Annotated in this window: 18 protein-coding genes; 13 read left to right on the top strand and 5 right to left on the bottom strand. The window is 46.2% G+C overall.

From position 1 onward, the window contains the following. The first annotated feature begins 350 nt into the window (after positions 1-350). From AACR41_RS15730 to AACR41_RS15705, 7 genes are all read left to right on the top strand, one after another. Positions 351-827 (top strand): Hsp20/alpha crystallin family protein, encoded by a 477-nt coding sequence (locus AACR41_RS15730; protein WP_030005901.1) that lies wholly within the window; start codon positions 351-353, stop codon positions 825-827. Positions 828-1,092: 265 nt separating this feature from the next. After that, a complete protein-coding gene (locus AACR41_RS15725) occupies positions 1,093-2,463 on the top strand; it encodes a hypothetical protein (RefSeq protein ID WP_152550960.1) in 1,371 nt (456 codons plus the stop codon). 93 nt (positions 2,464-2,556) lie between these two features. Next, positions 2,557-4,242 (top strand): dihydroxy-acid dehydratase, encoded by a 1,686-nt coding sequence (gene ilvD, locus AACR41_RS15720; RefSeq protein ID WP_030005899.1) that lies wholly within the window; start codon positions 2,557-2,559, stop codon positions 4,240-4,242. A 79-nt stretch (positions 4,243-4,321) separates the two neighbouring features. Next, a complete protein-coding gene (locus tag AACR41_RS16565; RefSeq protein ID WP_152550959.1) occupies positions 4,322-4,456 on the top strand; it encodes a P-loop NTPase fold protein in 135 nt (44 codons plus the stop codon). Next, a complete protein-coding gene (locus AACR41_RS15715) occupies positions 4,404-5,936 on the top strand; it encodes a hypothetical protein (protein WP_030005898.1) in 1,533 nt (510 codons plus the stop codon). The genes AACR41_RS16565 and AACR41_RS15715 overlap by 53 nt, the downstream gene beginning before the upstream one ends. 130 nt (positions 5,937-6,066) lie before the next feature. Beyond that, positions 6,067-7,764 carry a DNA mismatch repair endonuclease MutL gene (gene mutL / locus AACR41_RS15710; protein WP_030005897.1) on the top strand — a complete coding sequence of 566 codons (1,698 nt, stop codon included), beginning with the start codon at positions 6,067-6,069 and terminating at the stop codon, positions 7,762-7,764. A 44-nt stretch (positions 7,765-7,808) separates the two neighbouring features. Then, positions 7,809-9,344, top strand: coding sequence for a bifunctional ADP-dependent NAD(P)H-hydrate dehydratase/NAD(P)H-hydrate epimerase (locus tag AACR41_RS15705; RefSeq protein WP_030005896.1), 1,536 nt, complete (start codon positions 7,809-7,811; stop codon positions 9,342-9,344). 21 nt (positions 9,345-9,365) lie between these two features. On the opposite strand, the gene AACR41_RS15700 is transcribed toward AACR41_RS15705, so the two are convergent. Together AACR41_RS15700 and AACR41_RS15695 are read right to left on the bottom strand one after the other, a co-directional pair. After that, on the bottom strand, positions 9,366-9,755 hold the full coding sequence (locus tag AACR41_RS15700; protein ID WP_030005895.1) for a DUF2358 domain-containing protein: 390 nt from the start codon (positions 9,753-9,755) through the stop codon (positions 9,366-9,368). Between the two features lie 15 nt (positions 9,756-9,770). Continuing rightward, positions 9,771-10,502 (bottom strand): OmpA family protein, encoded by a 732-nt coding sequence (locus AACR41_RS15695; protein WP_161768726.1) that lies wholly within the window; start codon positions 10,500-10,502, stop codon positions 9,771-9,773. Between the two features lie 7 nt (positions 10,503-10,509). On the opposite strand from AACR41_RS15695, the gene AACR41_RS15690 reads away from it, so the two are divergent. The 3 genes from AACR41_RS15690 (at position 10,510) to hemJ (ending at position 12,123) form a co-directional block, all read left to right on the top strand. Continuing rightward, positions 10,510-10,656, top strand: coding sequence for a hypothetical protein (locus tag AACR41_RS15690; protein ID WP_161768725.1), 147 nt, complete (start codon positions 10,510-10,512; stop codon positions 10,654-10,656). 53 nt (positions 10,657-10,709) lie between these two features. Next, positions 10,710-11,420, top strand: a complete 711-nt coding sequence (locus AACR41_RS15685; RefSeq protein WP_030005893.1) for a hypothetical protein — start codon at positions 10,710-10,712, stop codon at positions 11,418-11,420. Between the two features lie 88 nt (positions 11,421-11,508). Continuing rightward, positions 11,509-12,123, top strand: a complete 615-nt coding sequence (gene hemJ, locus AACR41_RS15680; RefSeq protein ID WP_012306273.1) for a protoporphyrinogen oxidase HemJ — start codon at positions 11,509-11,511, stop codon at positions 12,121-12,123. Positions 12,124-12,250: 127 nt separating this feature from the next. Here hemJ and cynS read toward each other — a convergent pair whose 3' ends face one another. Further along, positions 12,251-12,694, bottom strand: coding sequence for a cyanase (gene cynS, locus AACR41_RS15675; protein WP_030005892.1), 444 nt, complete (start codon positions 12,692-12,694; stop codon positions 12,251-12,253). 477 nt (positions 12,695-13,171) lie between these two features. Between cynS and AACR41_RS15670 the strand changes: the two genes are divergently transcribed. The 3 genes from AACR41_RS15670 to AACR41_RS15660 all read left to right on the top strand — a co-directional run bounded on the left by AACR41_RS15670 (position 13,172) and on the right by AACR41_RS15660 (position 15,083). Then, the gene (locus tag AACR41_RS15670) at positions 13,172-14,203 is read left to right on the top strand and encodes an isochorismatase (RefSeq protein WP_030005891.1); all 1,032 of its coding nucleotides are present in this window, start codon (positions 13,172-13,174) and stop codon (positions 14,201-14,203) included. A 92-nt stretch (positions 14,204-14,295) separates the two neighbouring features. Then, a complete protein-coding gene (locus AACR41_RS15665) occupies positions 14,296-14,571 on the top strand; it encodes a helix-turn-helix domain-containing protein (protein WP_012306270.1) in 276 nt (91 codons plus the stop codon). Continuing rightward, on the top strand, positions 14,568-15,083 hold the full coding sequence (locus AACR41_RS15660) for a TolB family protein (RefSeq protein WP_030005890.1): 516 nt from the start codon (positions 14,568-14,570) through the stop codon (positions 15,081-15,083). The genes AACR41_RS15665 and AACR41_RS15660 overlap by 4 nt, the downstream gene beginning before the upstream one ends. 94 nt (positions 15,084-15,177) lie before the next feature. Here AACR41_RS15660 and AACR41_RS15655 read toward each other — a convergent pair whose 3' ends face one another. Together AACR41_RS15655 and AACR41_RS15650 are read right to left on the bottom strand one after the other, a co-directional pair. After that, on the bottom strand, positions 15,178-15,906 hold the full coding sequence (locus AACR41_RS15655) for a phycobilisome rod-core linker polypeptide (protein WP_030005889.1): 729 nt from the start codon (positions 15,904-15,906) through the stop codon (positions 15,178-15,180). A gap of 688 nt (positions 15,907-16,594) precedes the next feature. Continuing rightward, positions 16,595-16,747, bottom strand: a complete 153-nt coding sequence (locus AACR41_RS15650; RefSeq protein WP_161768724.1) for a transposase — start codon at positions 16,745-16,747, stop codon at positions 16,595-16,597. Positions 16,748-16,777: the final 30 nt, after the last annotated feature.

The raw sequence follows: 16,777 nt of genomic DNA, 5'->3' as shown, positions 1-16,777 counted from the left end.
TATCGCAGCAAGTGACATCGTATCATTCCTGAGCCTTTCTTGCGCCATCAATCTAGGTGGGATTGAAGCCGACATTTTTAGGGCTCTAGGGCCGGATTGAGAAACCCCATCGGCAGGGAGGCTCTGTCCGGTGGCGATCGCCTTTTGCGGGGGGAATGGCCAACCAGCCCCAATGATGATCGAAAAACCCTTAAATTTTTCCTAAAAAAATGCAATTTGTAATCCCAAGAAAAAGTGGCAATTCTGCGGTAATTCCACCAAAAAAATACGGTTTTTGTCATCTACAAACCCCTTGAAGATAGTAGACAATAAAAATGTAGCAAGAAGTCGATTCTCTTAGGAGGTCATATATGTCTTTAGTACATTTCTCGCCGTTTTCTGAACTAGAAACAGTTCAGACCCAAATGAATCGCATTCTCGATGAACTTGCCGGCTGGCAAGGGGAAGGTCGCTCCCCCTGGCGTCCCTCTGTCGAGCTACTCAATGGGGACGCAGAATTAACCTTAAAAGCCGCCCTTCCTGGCATTGCCGCTGACGATATCGATATTCAGTTGACCCGTGAATCAGTCCGCCTCTCCGGGGAATATAAATACGAAGAAGAAAAAGAAGATGAAGGCTGCTACCATTCTGAATTCCGCTATGGAAAATTTGACCGCACCATTGCGCTTCCGGTCGCCGTCGACCACGAAAATGCCACGGCAGAATTTAAAGATGGTATTCTTACCCTGAAGCTGCCCAAAGTTGTTCCCGCAGCGAAAAAAGTTGTCAAACTACAACTGGGTAAAAGCCCCGAAACTCAAAAAGTTCTCGAAGAACCGACTGAATAGTTCACGGACTGTCATTTTCCATGACGCCGTCAAATCATAAACACTGTGCTGGCCTTCCCGAAAATTTGGGGAGGCCATTGTTTTTTGAGTAACTGACAGGGCCTGCGCCAATGTGAATTTACAATAAAGTTTGGCTATATATCTAAAGAAGCAATGAAGTATAAAGCTTTTCTTTGAATTGTCCAAGAAAGCAATGCTCAACAGACCTGGAACTTTATCATGGAGGTAGTCAAGAAAACTGGGGATTGCCGGGGGGAGAAACATCATGAAGCAACTGTTGCCACTGAAGCACCTACGGCCGATCACGTCGAAATCGGTTCGCCGCAGCCCAAAGACTGACCCATCAGGGCGAGCCAATGTATCATCGGAAGAGACAGTACTGCAATCAACAGAGATGATGCCGGACATGACTCCAGGCCGTGATTTTGAAACCTCCTTAGCTCCCGTAGAATCATCGTTACCGAAGCCAGAAATCCCCCCGGAACAGGTCGTTTTTGATTTTTTTGCCCAAACGCTACAAACCGCTTCCCTTGATGAGTTCTTGGGGTTATTTCAGGGATTTTTCGTTGGTTATGACGCGGCCCAATGTCCGGAACCCTTGCAAAAAGCAAGTTATCAGCTGATTATTGGCAATCGGCGCACGGGATTTATTGCGGTTCTTAAACGGTGCTGTTATCTATTTATCGAAACTTGCCTTAATCAAGAAAGCATCCAGCACATTACTCAACTGGCCCATTTGCTGTTGACGCCAACATCGCAGACGGGTGATGCGTCGTTGACCACAGAGCGATTTCAGGATTGGCTACGGGGATTTATTCAGAGTGAGGAATGTCGGGTCTTGCGGGTCTTGGCGCCTCCTAGTAAGACAAATCAACGGACTTGGGGCGATCGCTATGTTGGTTTTATGTTATTTGCCCAAGCGACAGATCCACAATCTTCCCCAGAACAACAACGGGCCTCTAAGCTGCTTTACCAACTATTTAATAACCGCTATCGCTACCGCTTGGTAATGTACCTGTCAACGAAGGGAAAAATGACAGCGACAGGAGAGGCCATTAAAAATCCTACCCTCATTGAAGATGTAACCCTGAATCTGATTCACCGTTTAGTGGTTAAAAAGCAGCCCAGTTACCCTGATATTGCCACGCAATTTTTAGCCCAGACAGACGAGCACACCTTTGTCACTTGGCAGCCCTATTTTGTTGACTATTTGTTCTGTGCCATGACTTCACCACGCCGTTTGAAGTGGCTGCCCGATAAGATTTTGCAACATCTGAAACAGTGTTATCCCGCAGGAGACAGTATCACCCTAGACCGGGCGCTGATTACTGATGTTTGTCGCAATTTGATCCATTACTTACTCAATCCTGAACATTTGCAAGATTTATCCCATCCTCTGCCCGTTTTAATGATTCAGCGGGAATATTTAACCCACAGTATTTTGTTGTTGAAATTGGTATTGGTCGCGCCAGAAACCTATGGTGAACTGATGCAAGCCCTCAATCTTCTGCTCGGACAATATCAAGACCAGCCCAAGGCAGAGTGCCAGTGGCTTATGGGCTTTTTTGAGACGGTTCAGGTTATTTTGGCGTTGGTGCTGACGGCTCCCCAGTATTGCCCGGTTGTGCCTGAGTAGTCGTGGTTAACTTTAGGCAGTCCCTATCCAAAAGCTCGAAAAAAAAGGACAATAGAAAGGTTATTTTGATGTAAATCTTGATTTCTATTTGTTATGAGCGACAATCGACGTAGCCGGGTAGTCACCGAAGGTCATCAGCGGAGCCCAAACCGTGCCATGCTCCGGGCTGTGGGCTTTGGGGATGATGATTTTAGTAAACCAATTGTGGGCTTGGCGAATGGGTACAGTACGATTACGCCATGCAATATGGGAATCAATGACCTCGCCCAGCGAGCGGATAAGGCAATCCGGGAAGCGGGAGCGATGCCGCAGATGTTTGGGACGATCACCATTAGTGATGGGATCTCCATGGGTACTGAAGGGATGAAGTATTCTTTGGTTTCCCGTGATGTGATCGCTGATTCTATTGAGACGGCTTGTAATGGCCAGAGCATGGATGCGGTTCTCGCCATTGGCGGTTGTGATAAGAATATGCCGGGGGCAGTGTTGGCGATCGCCCGGATGAATATCCCCGCAATTTTTGTTTATGGTGGCACGATCAAACCGGGTCATCTGGATGGGGAAGATCTCACGGTGGTCAGTGCGTTCGAGGCGGTCGGTGAATTTAGCGCCGGAAAAATCGACGAAGAAAGATTGCTGGCCGTTGAGAAAAATGCTTGTCCGGGGGCAGGTTCCTGCGGCGGCATGTACACGGCAAATACGATGTCCTCGGCGTTTGAGGCGATGGGGATTAGTTTGCCCTACTCCTCGACCATGGCTGCCGAAGACGAAGAAAAAGCTGTCAGTGCGGAAGAGTCGGCGCGCGTTTTGGTCAATGCGATCAAGAAGCAGATTTTGCCGAAGGACATCCTCACGCGCAAGGCATTTGAAAACGCGATTTCTGTGATTATGGCCGTGGGCGGCTCGACGAATTCCGTTTTACATTTGTTGGCGATCGCCAATACTATCGGTGTGGATCTGACCATCGATGACTTTGAAACCATCCGCCAGCGTGTCCCCGTCATCTGTGACCTCAAGCCCTCTGGCCGCTACGTGGCGACTGATCTCCACAAGGCGGGCGGTATTCCCCAGGTGATGAAAATGCTCTTGGATCACGGTCTTCTCCATGGCGACTGTCTAACAATTACTGGCAAAACCGTCGCTGAAACCCTCGCCGATATTCCCAGCGAACCCTCTCCCGATCAGGATGTGATTCGTCCTTGGGATAAGCCAATGTACGAAAAAGGACACCTGGCGATCCTCAAGGGCAACTTGGCCGAAGAAGGTTCCGTCGCGAAGATTAGCGGCGTGAAAAATCCCCGGATCACTGGCCCGGCGCGCGTTTTTGAGTCCGAAGAAGAATGTCTCGATGCAATCCTGGCTGGCAAAATTGTTGCGGGTGATGTGGTGATCGTCCGTTATGAAGGGCCGAAGGGTGGTCCTGGGATGCGGGAAATGCTAGCGCCCACTTCCGCGATTATTGGTGCGGGCCTTGGGGATTCTGTCGGTCTGATTACCGATGGTCGTTTCTCTGGCGGAACCTATGGTCTCGTGGTTGGTCACGTTGCCCCGGAAGCGTTTGTGGGTGGCAATATTGCCCTCGTGGAAGAAGGGGACAGCATCACCATTGATGCCCACGAAAAACTGTTGCAAATCAATGTTTCTGATGAGGAGCTGGCAAAACGTCGTGCCGCTTGGAAACCCCGTGAACCCCGTTATAAGCGTGGTGTCCTTGGGAAGTATGCCAAGATTGTTTCCACCAGTAGTAAAGGTGCAGTAACAGACATCGATCTGTTCTAAACGATTCAAAGTTAAAAGGGGCTTAATTAAATAATTAAAGCCCTTTTTTATTGAGACACTCTTCTTATTGGATAGATTCATGACAACCCCTATTCAGAAAAGCCTTGATAATTTTCTTGAAGATGACAACTTTAAAGTTATGATAGTCAAAGGCTCATGGGGTGCAGGAAAAACATTTTTCATACAGAAATATTTGCAAGAAAAAAAAATCTAACCTTAGTTTTCGAGCTTATTCCTACATATCATTATTTGGCATCAAGGATATTGATAGCCTCAGGCATCAAATTTTCATTAATTTTGAGCCTTTAAAAGAAGAAGATTTAGCTAGTAAAAGTCTAAATATAGTCAAACCTTTTTTAGACAGCTTAAAAGATATAAATGTACCACACTTTAGATCTCTTAGTCTAGTCAATAATCTTATAGAAAATAAATTTGTTGAGAATTTTTTGATTTGCTTTGACGATTTAGAACGAAAAGAAAAACATATCTCTGGCGCATCAATACTTGGTTTGATTTCGCAGTTAAAAGAAGAAAAAAAATGCAAAATCATATTAATTTATAATGACCAAGAACTGGATAGCGAAACGGAAGAGCAAATAAATGAATATCGAGAAAAAGTTGTTGATTTAGATTTGACATATCAACCTTATATTGATGAAAATTTATCTATTATTTGGCCACAGAATTGTCCTAAGCAAGCAATCAACATTTTTCAAAAATTAAATTTGAATAATATCCGTATAATGCAAAGAGTAAAATGGACTCTTGATTATTTTGGGCAGGTCATGTCTCAGTATGAATATCTCCGAAATTCTTTTGAACATAAATGTATTATATTGACGATTCTCCATCATGCATACAGTAGTAAATTAATTTCTCTTCAAGAACTTCAATCGATTAATTTCTACTCTATTCTCATGTCAGAAGAAGAAAATGAAGTAATTACTTTTTTGAAGAAAATAAACTATTTCCCGGAAGAACAAGACGAAATAATCATAAATTACTTGCTAAACGGCTATGTTAACATTGACGAATTTCAGAAACTACTGACTACCAAAAATGAACAATATAAATCTAGTGATATTCGGATAGAATATGAAAAAAACTGGGAAAAATTCAATTCAACATTCACTACATCTCAAGAAGATTTCATTAAGGCACAGGTTGACTTTTTGAAAAAACACATAGATTATCTAGGCATAATTCAGGTCGCTTCAATTATTCAAATCATTCAAGAACTTGACCCATCTATTGATTTAAATAATTTCTTAGAAAAATCCATTGATCTTTATGCTAAAAAATCAGAAGATGCTCCTGATTTTACTTCTCTAAATTTATTGGGTATCCCAGAAGAGATTTTAGTAAAAATAAAGAAAAAAATTTCAGAACGAGAATTCAATTATCCCATCAGAGATCTATTTATTTCTTTGGCTGGAAATAACAGTTGGAACCCTAGTGAAATAAAATACTTTGCGAATTTCTCTGAAGATGATCTCTACGAATGGATAACAACAGAGAGTTCTCTAGATGTCATTGGCTTGGTGCGTAAATTTCTGGAGCGTTTTACAGGAAAGAATGATGAAGAAAAAGACATCCTAAAAAAATTAAAATCTGCCTTAAACAAGATAAAGGTAAGAAGTGATATTGATAGACTAAGAATAAAATATTTGATTTTAGAGAAAAACCTAGAGTAGTTTTCAAAAAATTGAATTTCGATTTAATTTTGGTATGTAAAAGTCTACTTGAATGACAAAGCCATAAACCTTAATTGGCAACCAATCAGTCATGATTCATTTCAAAAAATAAATAATTATTTAAAGCTAAATGGCCAATATCAAACAACTCCCTAATGATGTCATCCAATTAATTGCGGCCGGTGAAGTGATTGATTCCCTGGCGGCGGTGGTGCGGGAGTTGGCGGAAAATGCCATTGATGCCGGGGCGACACGCATTAACATCGATATTCAGCCCCAACGTTGGCAAATTCGCGTTGTAGATAATGGTCAGGGAATGGATCTGGAGGATTTGCAACAGTGCGCCCTCCCCCACCGGACAAGTAAGATTGGCGATCGCCAAGATTTAGCCCACATCAAAAGCCTCGGATTCCGGGGGGAAGCCCTCCACAGTATTGCCCAGGTCGCGAAGCTGACCATTGCCAGTTGTCAAGACAGGCAACCCGGTTATCAACTCACGGTGCAGCAAAATCATTTTTCGGAACCGCTGCTCAAACCGATGGCCGTGGGAACAATGGTGACGGTGACAGATATTTTTCAGAATTTTCCGGTGCGACGCCATGCCTTACCAGCGATCGCCCAGCAATTAAAAACCGCCCAGCAAATTATTTATCATTTAGCTTTGTGTCAGCCACAAATTACTTGGCAAGTGACCCAAAATAATCAACCCTGGTTTGCCATTAGCGCTGGAAAAAATGCCCAGGATATTCTGCCGCAACTGCTGAAATCAATTAATATTCAAGACTTAATTTATCGGTGCTATCAAGCCGCAGATTTTCTAACAGAATATCAGCCTAGTTTTGTGACAAGTTATTTAGAATTAATCCTTGGTTTACCAGACCGTTGTCACCGCCACCAAGCTGACTGGTTAAAGCTCGGTATTAATGGACGAATCGTTAGATTTTCGGCCTTAGAACAGGTGATGATGAAAGCTTTTTCTCGCACACTGCCGCGCGATCGCCATCCCGTTTGTTTTGTCCATCTCCACGTACCGCCAGAACAAATTGACTGGAATCGTCACCCTGCAAAAAGTGAAATCTATCTGCAAAATCAAGCCCTCTGGCAAGAGGTTATTCCCAAGGCGATCGCCAAAAGTTTAAGTTTTAGTGAAGTGAGTTTGCCGCGTATCGAAAATCAACGGATTTTAAATCTCATTCAAGCCGCAGAAAAGTCGGAAAATTATTCACTTAAATCATTAGAAAAACAAACTGATATTTCCTCAGAAAATCCATTAAAAAAATCCTTAAAAGTGATTGGTCAAGCTCGCAATACCTATATTTTAGTGGAGCATACCGAGGGGATTTGGCTCGTGGAACAGCACATTGCCGATGAGCGGGCAATCTATGAAGATTTACACAAAAATTGGCAGTTGGTTTCTCTCTCCCAACCAATACTTTTAAACCATTTATCTCCTAAGCAAATCGAGCAATTAACAGAGAATATTGGCCTTGAACTGGAAGTTTTTGGGGAAAATATTTGGCGAGTGAATACCATTCCGAGCGCTTTACAAGATAATCCTGACTTAGAAGCAGCTTTACTAGAACTCAGCTTAGGGGGAGATCTCGATGCCGCCCAGGTGGCGATCGCCTGCCGGACTGCTGTCCGTAATGGCACACCGCTAGATTTCCCGACCATGCAAACAATTATTGATCGTTGGCAACGGTGCAAAAATCCCAGTACTTGCCCCCATGGACGACCCATTTATCTCGCCTTAGAAGAAACGTCCCTTTATCGTTTTTTCCGTCGCCATTGGGTTTTGGGCAAGAGCCACGGCATTACCGAAAAATGAGTATTTAAAAAGTTAATTGACCCTTTACCGTTATCTAGAGAAAAATGCTTGAGCTTGACCAGATTTTTGTCACTGCCTCCCAAATGCAGCACCTTGAAACAGCAATTTTTAACCAAGGAATGCCGATCCCAGCCCTTATGGAAAAGGCGGCGGGGTTAATTGCCCAATATATTCAAAATCATTATCCTTTAAAAGATTATCGAAAAATAAGCATTTTAGTAGGGCCTGGTCACAATGGCGGCGATGCCTTAGTTGTTGCGCGGGAGTTATCTTTTGCGGGTTATAAAATATGCTTATTTCGTCCCCTAGAAAAGCTAAAATCCCTGACCCAAAGCCACTGGGATTATGCACAATTTTTAGGAATTTCCCATACAAAAGACCTTGATATTTTTCTGGAAAGTCATTTAATTATCGATGGTTTATTTGGCTTTGGTTTAACGCGGCCGATTACGGGAGATTTAGGTTTATTAATCGATGAACTGAATGAATCAGGACGGCCCATTGTCAGTATTGATTTGCCTTCGGGGCTCCATACCGATACCGGGGCAGTGTTGAGTACAGCGATTCAAGCAACGGAAAGTCTTTGTTTAGGGCTTTGGAAACGGGCCTACGGCCAGGATGCCGCCACGCCTTATCTAGGTAAAGTTAACCGCCTTGATTTTGGTATTCCCTCCCATTTAATTGCAGAAACTTTATCCGCCAAAAATACGATTCAAGGCATTCCCCAAAGCTTGTTACAACGTTTGTTACCCCTGAGGCGATCGCCGTTAACCCACAAATACAAACAGGGCCATTTATTGCTCATTGGTGGCTCCCAAACTTACCTAGGCAGTGTGCTGCTAGCGGCTTTGGGGGCGCGGGCGACGGGGATTGGCATGCTCACCATTGCGGTGCCAGAATCTTTGAAATTATTGGTGGTGGCCCAACTGCCGGAAGCCTTGGTGCTTGGTTGCCCAGAAGATGAAACGGGGGCGATCGCCCAACTGCCGAGCCTAGACTTTTCCCGATACCAAGCGGTGGCCTGTGGCTGTGGTCTGACCCTTGCAGGGGCGATTAATTTAATGCCTGACCTCATGCCGCGGGAAGTGCCTCTAGTGTTAGACGCCGATGCCCTCAATTGGCTGGCCGAGGAAGATCTAGAAGTGCTTCAAAACCGCCATTTCCCCACAATTTTAACGCCCCATCTCGGCGAATTTAAGCGCCTGTTTGCCGACCAAATCCCCATCACTGCCGACCGATTCCAGATGACCCAAAAGGCGGCCCAACTGACCGGGGCGATCGCCCTTTTGAAGGGGGCAAAAACTGTCATTGCCCGTCCCGATGGCGTGACCCATTGCGTTACAGAAAGTACCCCAGCTTTAGCTAGAGGCGGTAGTGGTGATGTCCTCCTTGGTTTAATCGGTGGCCTTTTGGCCCAACACCCAGACTCATCCTTAGAGGTCGCTACAGCAGCCGCTTGGTGGCACGCCCAAGCTGGAATTCGTGCCGCCCAGGCCAGAACTGTTGCGGGGGTTGATGGGGTCACTTTGGCGGAATTTTTAATTGAAGTTTTACAGCAATGGCAAGCAAAATCTGCCTGAACGTAAACCTTTGGGAACGACCTAGACAGAGGTTGACGGTTGAAAAACTTGCAGCAAAATCTTTAGGGGCGGTTTTTGCCAGTAATCAATGTGGGAGACGATTAAGTTATCAGCGTTGATTTCCAAAAGACTATGGCCAGAAATGCGTAATCGGGGTTGCCAGGGCAGAGGACAGGTCATGGATAAAGTCCACTCGCTGCGGATGATCTGTTGAGTTTGCTGGAGGTCGTGGAGTTCCAAGTGAATATCCCGAAACCAGCGCCCTAAAAAACCAATCATTTTTTGATAGCGATCGCGCCCCTGGAACCGATTGAGGGGGTCTTGGAAAAAAACATCGTCACTGTAAATGGCAAAGGTTTGATCCTGGGGGAATTTTTGGTAATCCTGGCGCAAGATATCGAGGAGATCCATCGGCAAAACCGGTAACTACTGGGTACTAATTTCAAGGCGGGCTTGGCTGCTGGTTTCCGTTGTGTCTTCTGGGGGGTCAGCGGCGGCTTGTTCACCATAGCCCACCACGAGCCAGCGATAATCACCGGGGAGAGCCTCAGCCAGGTAAGTTTGGACGGCCTGGGCCTGTTGTTGGGCGAGGCTTGTCGCTTTGGTGGCATCGTCCCCAACTTGATAACTGCGAATGGTGATCGTTTGGCGCTCCTGCTGCTGGAGATCGATGGCGATCGCCCCTAGAATTTCCGCAGCATCGGCGGCGAGTTGCCCATCGGCGCTAAATAGGGCATTGTTGGGCAGGGTAATTTTTAACGGTTCCGGAGTTTGCGAAGTCACTGCGGGGGTCGCCTGGGAGTCAAAGGTGCTGGGATCAGCGGCGAGGAGTTCGGTCAAATTGTCGAGGCGATCGCCGAGATCCACCTGTTGTTGACCCAAATCGAGTTCTGCCTCTAGTTGTTGAGTGCGTGCTTCGAGGACATCCAGTTGGGCCTGAATACCGGCAATTTCTTGTTCGATGGCGGCCCGGTCTTCCGCCGATAATTCAGCAATGGTTTCGTTGAGGGTCGGCTTGGCGATTCCAGCAGAATTTGTCGCCCATAACCGTAAAAATAATGGCGGTTTTGGCGCGGCCCGTGGCATAAAATGACCCACCAGGATCCCCAAGGCGATCGCCCCGAAACCAGAACCCAGCAAAAGTGCTGTGCGGCCCAAGGTTGCGATGATCCATTTTGTTACAGAAAAGCGGGATTTCGTTGACGGTATTGGGGGGTGGGGTGAAGATGAACTCACAGTTGTCGTCGCCATCGGCACAATAATTTATCGCTATTCTAATGCCCTAGAGACCCTACCGCTCAGGTTTATGTAAACCATTTCCTGGCCGTTCTGTCCTTTTTTTGCCGCTCTTTCCCCCCTGAGATCATGTCCATCTCCACCGCCGACCCCCAGCTCATTACGGATCCACTCCACAGCCCTTTCCCTATCCCTTGGCAGTGGATTTTAGAGACCCAAGCCACGGTGGCCGCCGGGAACCAGAGTAGTGCCGATGTGTGTCGCAGTCCTGCCTTAAATAATGGTCGCCATCAGTACGCCGCCTACAGTCGTATCCAGTTAGCACTGCGCCCGCAACTCCAGGAAAGTCAGGTCACCAGTGTTTTATTTGTGGAAAATTTGCAAACAGGCATTTTAAGCACGGTAATGGCGCGATCACCCCTCGCCCCCCAAGCATTTCAAGAAGTCGAAGGAAATGATGCTGCAGGTTTAATTTCGCTATTGATTCCCGTATCTTGGTCTGCCGATGGCCAAAGGCTCCTGGCGCGGCAGTTTGAAGGCTTTTTTAACAGTGGCGTGATGTCAGATTTTGCGGTGGTCTGGGACGCCAAAACCCAACGGAGTATCACCCTCCAACCCAATATCGAAGCCGAATATAGCCATGCCATTTTGTTGGGCTGGAGCGAACAATATGCTGAGGATGTCCTATTCCAAACCGGGGTGATGGGGGAGGAAACCTGGCCCATTTGGCGGGTGAGTCCCAGTGGGGATACAAACCTTGCCAGGGAAAATCACGGTGTGGTCTACGGTGATCTCCTTTCTCCAGCTTGGTTTGGCAGTGACGGAGAATCTAACATTTAATGTCAACTTCGGAAAAAACTGCGGCGATCGCCCCCAGCCCCTTTTACACTGACTAAAAACGATATAAAGATTTTTATCGAAACTTGCTATGACACAGTTTTGGTCAGAGATTGCTCCCCAGGCCTATTTTTGGTTCAAGGCTTTCCATATTATCGGTGTGGTGGTTTGGTTTGCGGGGTTGTTTTACCTCGTGCGCCTTTTTGTCTACCATGCCGAAGCCGAAAAGGAACCCGAACCCGCCCGGAGCATCCTCAAAAAACAATATGAGTTGATGGAAAAGCGCCTCTACAACATCATTACCCAACCGGGAATGTTTGTGACTGTGGCCATGGCGATCGCCGTGATCAGTACCGAACCGGGGGTTCTAAAAGCCTGGTGGCTCCATGCGAAATTGGCCTTGGTTGTCCTGTTATTGGTCTACCATTTCTTCTGCGGGCGGATTATGCGCAAGCTGGCAGAAGGCACCTGCACCTGGACAGGTCAACAGTTCCGCGCCCTCAACGAAGCGCCGACCCTCCTGTTGGTAACCATTGTGATGTTGGCCGTGTTTAAAAATAGTTTGCCCCTCAATTGGACAGGAGGTTTAATTCTGGCGTTGATTGTTTTTATGGCCGCCGCAATCCAACTCTATGCGAAAAAACGTCGTAAGGATCAAGAAAAACTCCGGGAAGCCCAGAGCCAAGTGGCCACCTCTAATCCTTAAAATCAGCCCTTGATTTTGTGCGTTTAAACCAAGTAAAAGTCCCTGGATTCTGTCAAAAATCTAGGGACTTTGCTATGTACATCAAGCTTGAAATTTAAAAAGAAAAACCTAGTGATTTTTAAATGGCTTACCATTTTTTGTAGGGTAAAAATTTGCCGCACATGGTTACTTGCACGCGATCACCTTTGGGGTCTTCGACCTTATCCACTTCAATGGAAAAATCAATGGCACTCATGATCCCATCGCCAAATTTTTCGTGGACGACTGCTTTGACGGGCATCCCATACACTTGCATGATTTCGTAGAAGCGATAGATCAACGGATCGGTGGGAATGACGGGCTCTAGGGAGCCTTTGAGGGGCGGTTCGGTAAGTGCTGCGGCGAAATCTTCCGGTAAACCGACGGCGGTGACGAGGGTTTTTGCTTCCGTCTCATCGGCACTGGCTTGACGGTAGAATACAGCAGCGACCCAAGTTTCATCGCGGCCAACTTTTTCGCCGAGGGTCGCAAAACTAAGACCTGTTGCTTTTTTGGCAGCAAGTAACTTTTCGGTAATTACGGCGATCGCCATAGAAATGTTTCTCCGTTATCAAATAAATTCAACTGCACAGAATTTGCGGACAATTTGAGTAATTAACTCAGAGCAAATTTGTCCGGGCCATATCACGAAATATCAGCCTCTAACTTGATTTACTGAAATAATTTTTGTGAGGAAAATGTTCCAGTAAGTGTTAGGAGGAAGACTTTTGGTGGAGTGGTTGCTTGCTATTAAACGGTTTAAAAAATCAACGCAATGTAATTAAAGATACGCTTTTAAATGGCAACAATTGTATGTTGAACCTGGGAAACTATCACAAAAATCAATGCTTCACGACAAAAGCACATCGAATCAATCCTAAAAATACATGATGCAAATTGTCGCTCCGGCCGATGTAACTAAAGCTGGGCGATCGCCTCTCCCTCGGCTGACCCCGATTTGACAATGTGTTTTTAAAACACCACAATAGGGGTGTGGCGAAAATATCTGTTGCCAATTGAGGTATCGATGATGGCGAATCAACTACCCATTCCTGCTTTTTTTAATCCCCAGACCGTTGGTGAGATCTGGCGTGTCCCCTATCTAGACCGGGCTGCCGCTGCTGAAACCTGGGCCAAGGAACACCAGATTAAGCCAGCCACCACTGACCGCTGTCGCGTTTGTCTTCTGGTGGTCGATGTGCAAAATACCTTTTGTATCCCGGAGTTCGAGCTGTTTGTCGGCGGCCAATCAGGGCTGGGGGCCGTGGAAGATAACCGACGTTTGTGTGAATTTATCTACCGAAATCTCGGAACAATTACCACCATTACCCCCACCATGGACACCCACAAGGCGGTGCAAATTTTTCACCCGGTCTTTTGGGTCAATGGAGCAGGCGAACATCCCCAACCCGCGAGCAATATCAGCTTTGCGGAGGTTGCACAGGGTCTTTGGCGCGTCAATCCGGCGATCGCCTTTAGTACGAAGCGCGACTACGAAGACTTACAACAATATGCCCGCCACTACACCGCTCAACTCAGCCAAGCAGGGAAATATCCCCTGACGATTTGGCCCTACCACGCCATGCTCGGAGGAATTGGCCATGCCCTTGTGCCAGCGGTGGAAGAGGCTCTGTTTTTCCATAATTTAGTGCGCCATAGCCAAACCCATTTTGAAATTAAAGGAGATAATCCCCTCACGGAAAATTATTCTGCGTTGCGGCCAGAGGTCTTAGACGATGCCCATGGACAACCCATTGCTCAGGAAAATACCCGTTTCCTGCAAAAATTGTTGGCCTTTGATGCGCTGATTATTGCGGGGCAGGCGAAAAGTCACTGTCTAGCCTGGACGGTGGACGATTTACTCTCGGAAATTTTGCGTCATGATCCAGCCTTAGCAAAGAAAGTTTATCTTTTGGAGGACTGTACTTCTCCGGTCGTGATTCCTGGGGTAGTTGATTTTACAGCCCAGGCCGATCAAGCCTTTGATCGATTTGCCGCCGCCGGGATGCAGCTTGTCAGTTCGACGATGGCGATCGCCGATTTTCCGGGGTTAAATCTTTAGTTGCCTGGGGGAGGGAATTGTGTACAATCTAGCCAACGTGAAAACCTCCCCTACAATAGGAAAATAACAATACACAGACAAAAGAAGGGTCTATGGCTACGGAAAAGACGGCAAGTGAAGCGGCTTTATCGGAACGGGAGATCGAAATTGTCGATTTGGTGGCAGCGGGTCTGACGAACCATGAGATTGCGGCGCGCCTCGACATTAGCAAGCGCACGGTGGACAACCACATTAGTAATATTTTGACAAAAACGGCGACGGATAATCGCGTTTCCCTGGTGCGCTGGGCGTTACAGTGGGGGAAAGTGTGCCTGGATAATGTGAACTGTTGTGCCCTCCCGAATCAGTCCGCTACCTCAGATTCATGAACCATGCTTGGGCGATCGCCCTTCTAGGGGTTTTGTGTATCGGCTGCCAGAGTACCAGTTTTGTGACGCCCCCAGCCGACCCCCTTGGCAATAATCTCAATAGTCTCCATAGCGAAAAAAATCCCCGCCTTTCCGATGAAGGCCGTTACCTGGTCTTTAGTAGCGATCGCCGCCAACAACGGCGTATTTTTTTGTATGATCTCGCCCAACGCAAGCTTTTGCCCCTGCCCGGTTTAAATCAACCCAATGTGTTCTACGACCAGCCAGACATTAGCCGTAATGGTCGCTTCATTGTCTACACTTCCGAGCAGGAAGGAAAAACCAATATTTATCTCTACGACCGCCAAACCTTCCAAAGCCAAAATCTGACCCGCACCTACATCGGTCAAGTGCGTAATCCTACCGTTAGCGGCGATGGTCGTTGGGTCGCCTTTGAAGGCGATCGCACGGGGCAATGGGATATTGAAGTGATTGATCGCGGTGTTCAACCGGATTTAGTTGAAGCAGAATAAACCAAACCCCAAGATCTGCTCCTGTTAGGCCTTGAGGTTGAATTTTATGTATTGTCCAAGGTATTGAAGTCTTGCCCTCAATCGAACCATAGACCTACAGCTTAATGATTTCAAAAGCGGCCAAAGCAACGGCGATCGCCCCTAAAATCAATGTCCCAGCTCCAGCAATGGTAACCGTTTTCCCGATCACGCTGACCCAGGCAGGGGCGACCCATGGCGTTTCATCCCGTTCTTGGAAATAGCCCAGATCTTCTAATTGTTGACGATAATCAGCGTCATAACGGGGCATCCGGGCAAAGGGTAAATTTCCTTCTGTGCGCTGGGGTAAGATGCGTCGCCGCTGATAAGGAACAGTATCTAAGCCAAAATTGTCGAGATATTCCTCAGAGTTTAAGAGGGCATCCACAAAGCCATTTAAACCCTGGGTCGCCAACAAAATTGACCAAGCCAGAACCTCTTTCTGACCATAAACATCCCGGCCCAGTACCCGCTGCACGCACATCCGCACAAAGCGATAGTTATTGTTCACGTCATAGTTCCGTTGCCGAAAAGACTCAGACAATAACAACGCCCGGATAAAGTCTTGAACGGTAATAAAACCGGATTTCAGCTTAGATTCTTGAACTTTTAGGCGATTTTGTTCAAGCATCTGCTGCTCATTGAAAATTTGACGATAGGCCGCCTGAATTAAGGTCTCAAAATCTGTTTTTGCAAAAGCCGATTCCACGCTAAATTGCTTGGGACTTTCTTCACTGCCGATAAAAAAATCTTGTACCCGTTGATTCTGAGAGCTTGGTTCGTAGGTCAATAGAGGTATAGTCATTTTTTTATAGTAAGTATTGACTTTAGAAAATGAAAAGAATTAAGTTTATAAAAACTATAGACTAGACCAGGCAAAGTTTCGGGAAAGTTGCTTTTTTAAAGTAAGGTTTATTTTTCTTAAGTTTTCACCACAATCCCCCCAAGGGTCTATGGACAATAGTGCATTCGCCATTTAAGACAGTAAAATTTTTCCTATTTTTAGTTGCCAATTACAATAAGACAACAAAAATCATATAACGATTCATAACTCAGACAATCTCACAAATATCATTGACAAATAAAGAAATAATTCTTGTTTGATTAGGAAAATATAAGCCTAATTTCCCGAAGTTTTATTGACTTAAATATTGGTCTCTTTGGATCTTTTGCCAGGGATGAAGCGGTAAGCATAGGCGCTATTAAGATCGTTATCGCAATGGAACCAGATTGACGCAGCAAATCTTTTGAAAATTATGCCAAGCACCTCAGCCCATCGCCTTGGTAGCCGATCTCCTGATGAATCATTGTGGCTGTATCTACCGATTGAGCATTTACCACTCCATAACTGAGTGAGGAGGGTGCTCGTGACCTGTGCGGCATTTCCACTGGTGGGGAGTTTGCTTAATGGGTTCGAGGGTCGTGTCGTCACACCATTAGCGGACGCAGGGGGAGGCGGTTTTCTATTGGGGAAAATTACGGGGCAGTAAGCGCTAGATAATACTACCCGTGAGGAGATAAAAGCGCGCATGAACAACCTGGCGCAGGTCAGTGGGACAGGAGCTTGCTAGATTGAACTGGGGAAGTAAGGGTTTGATGAGAGACCATTGGTCATTGGTGAGGTCTGTCGGATAGGATGCAGACATGATTTTTTTGTTTAGAGATTTTAGTACTTT

This window comes from Picosynechococcus sp. NKBG042902 (assembly GCF_963864045.1).
Classification (GTDB): Bacteria; Cyanobacteriota; Cyanobacteriia; order Cyanobacteriales; family MRBY01; genus MRBY01.
This window is presented reverse-complemented; position numbering and strand designations above follow the sequence as displayed.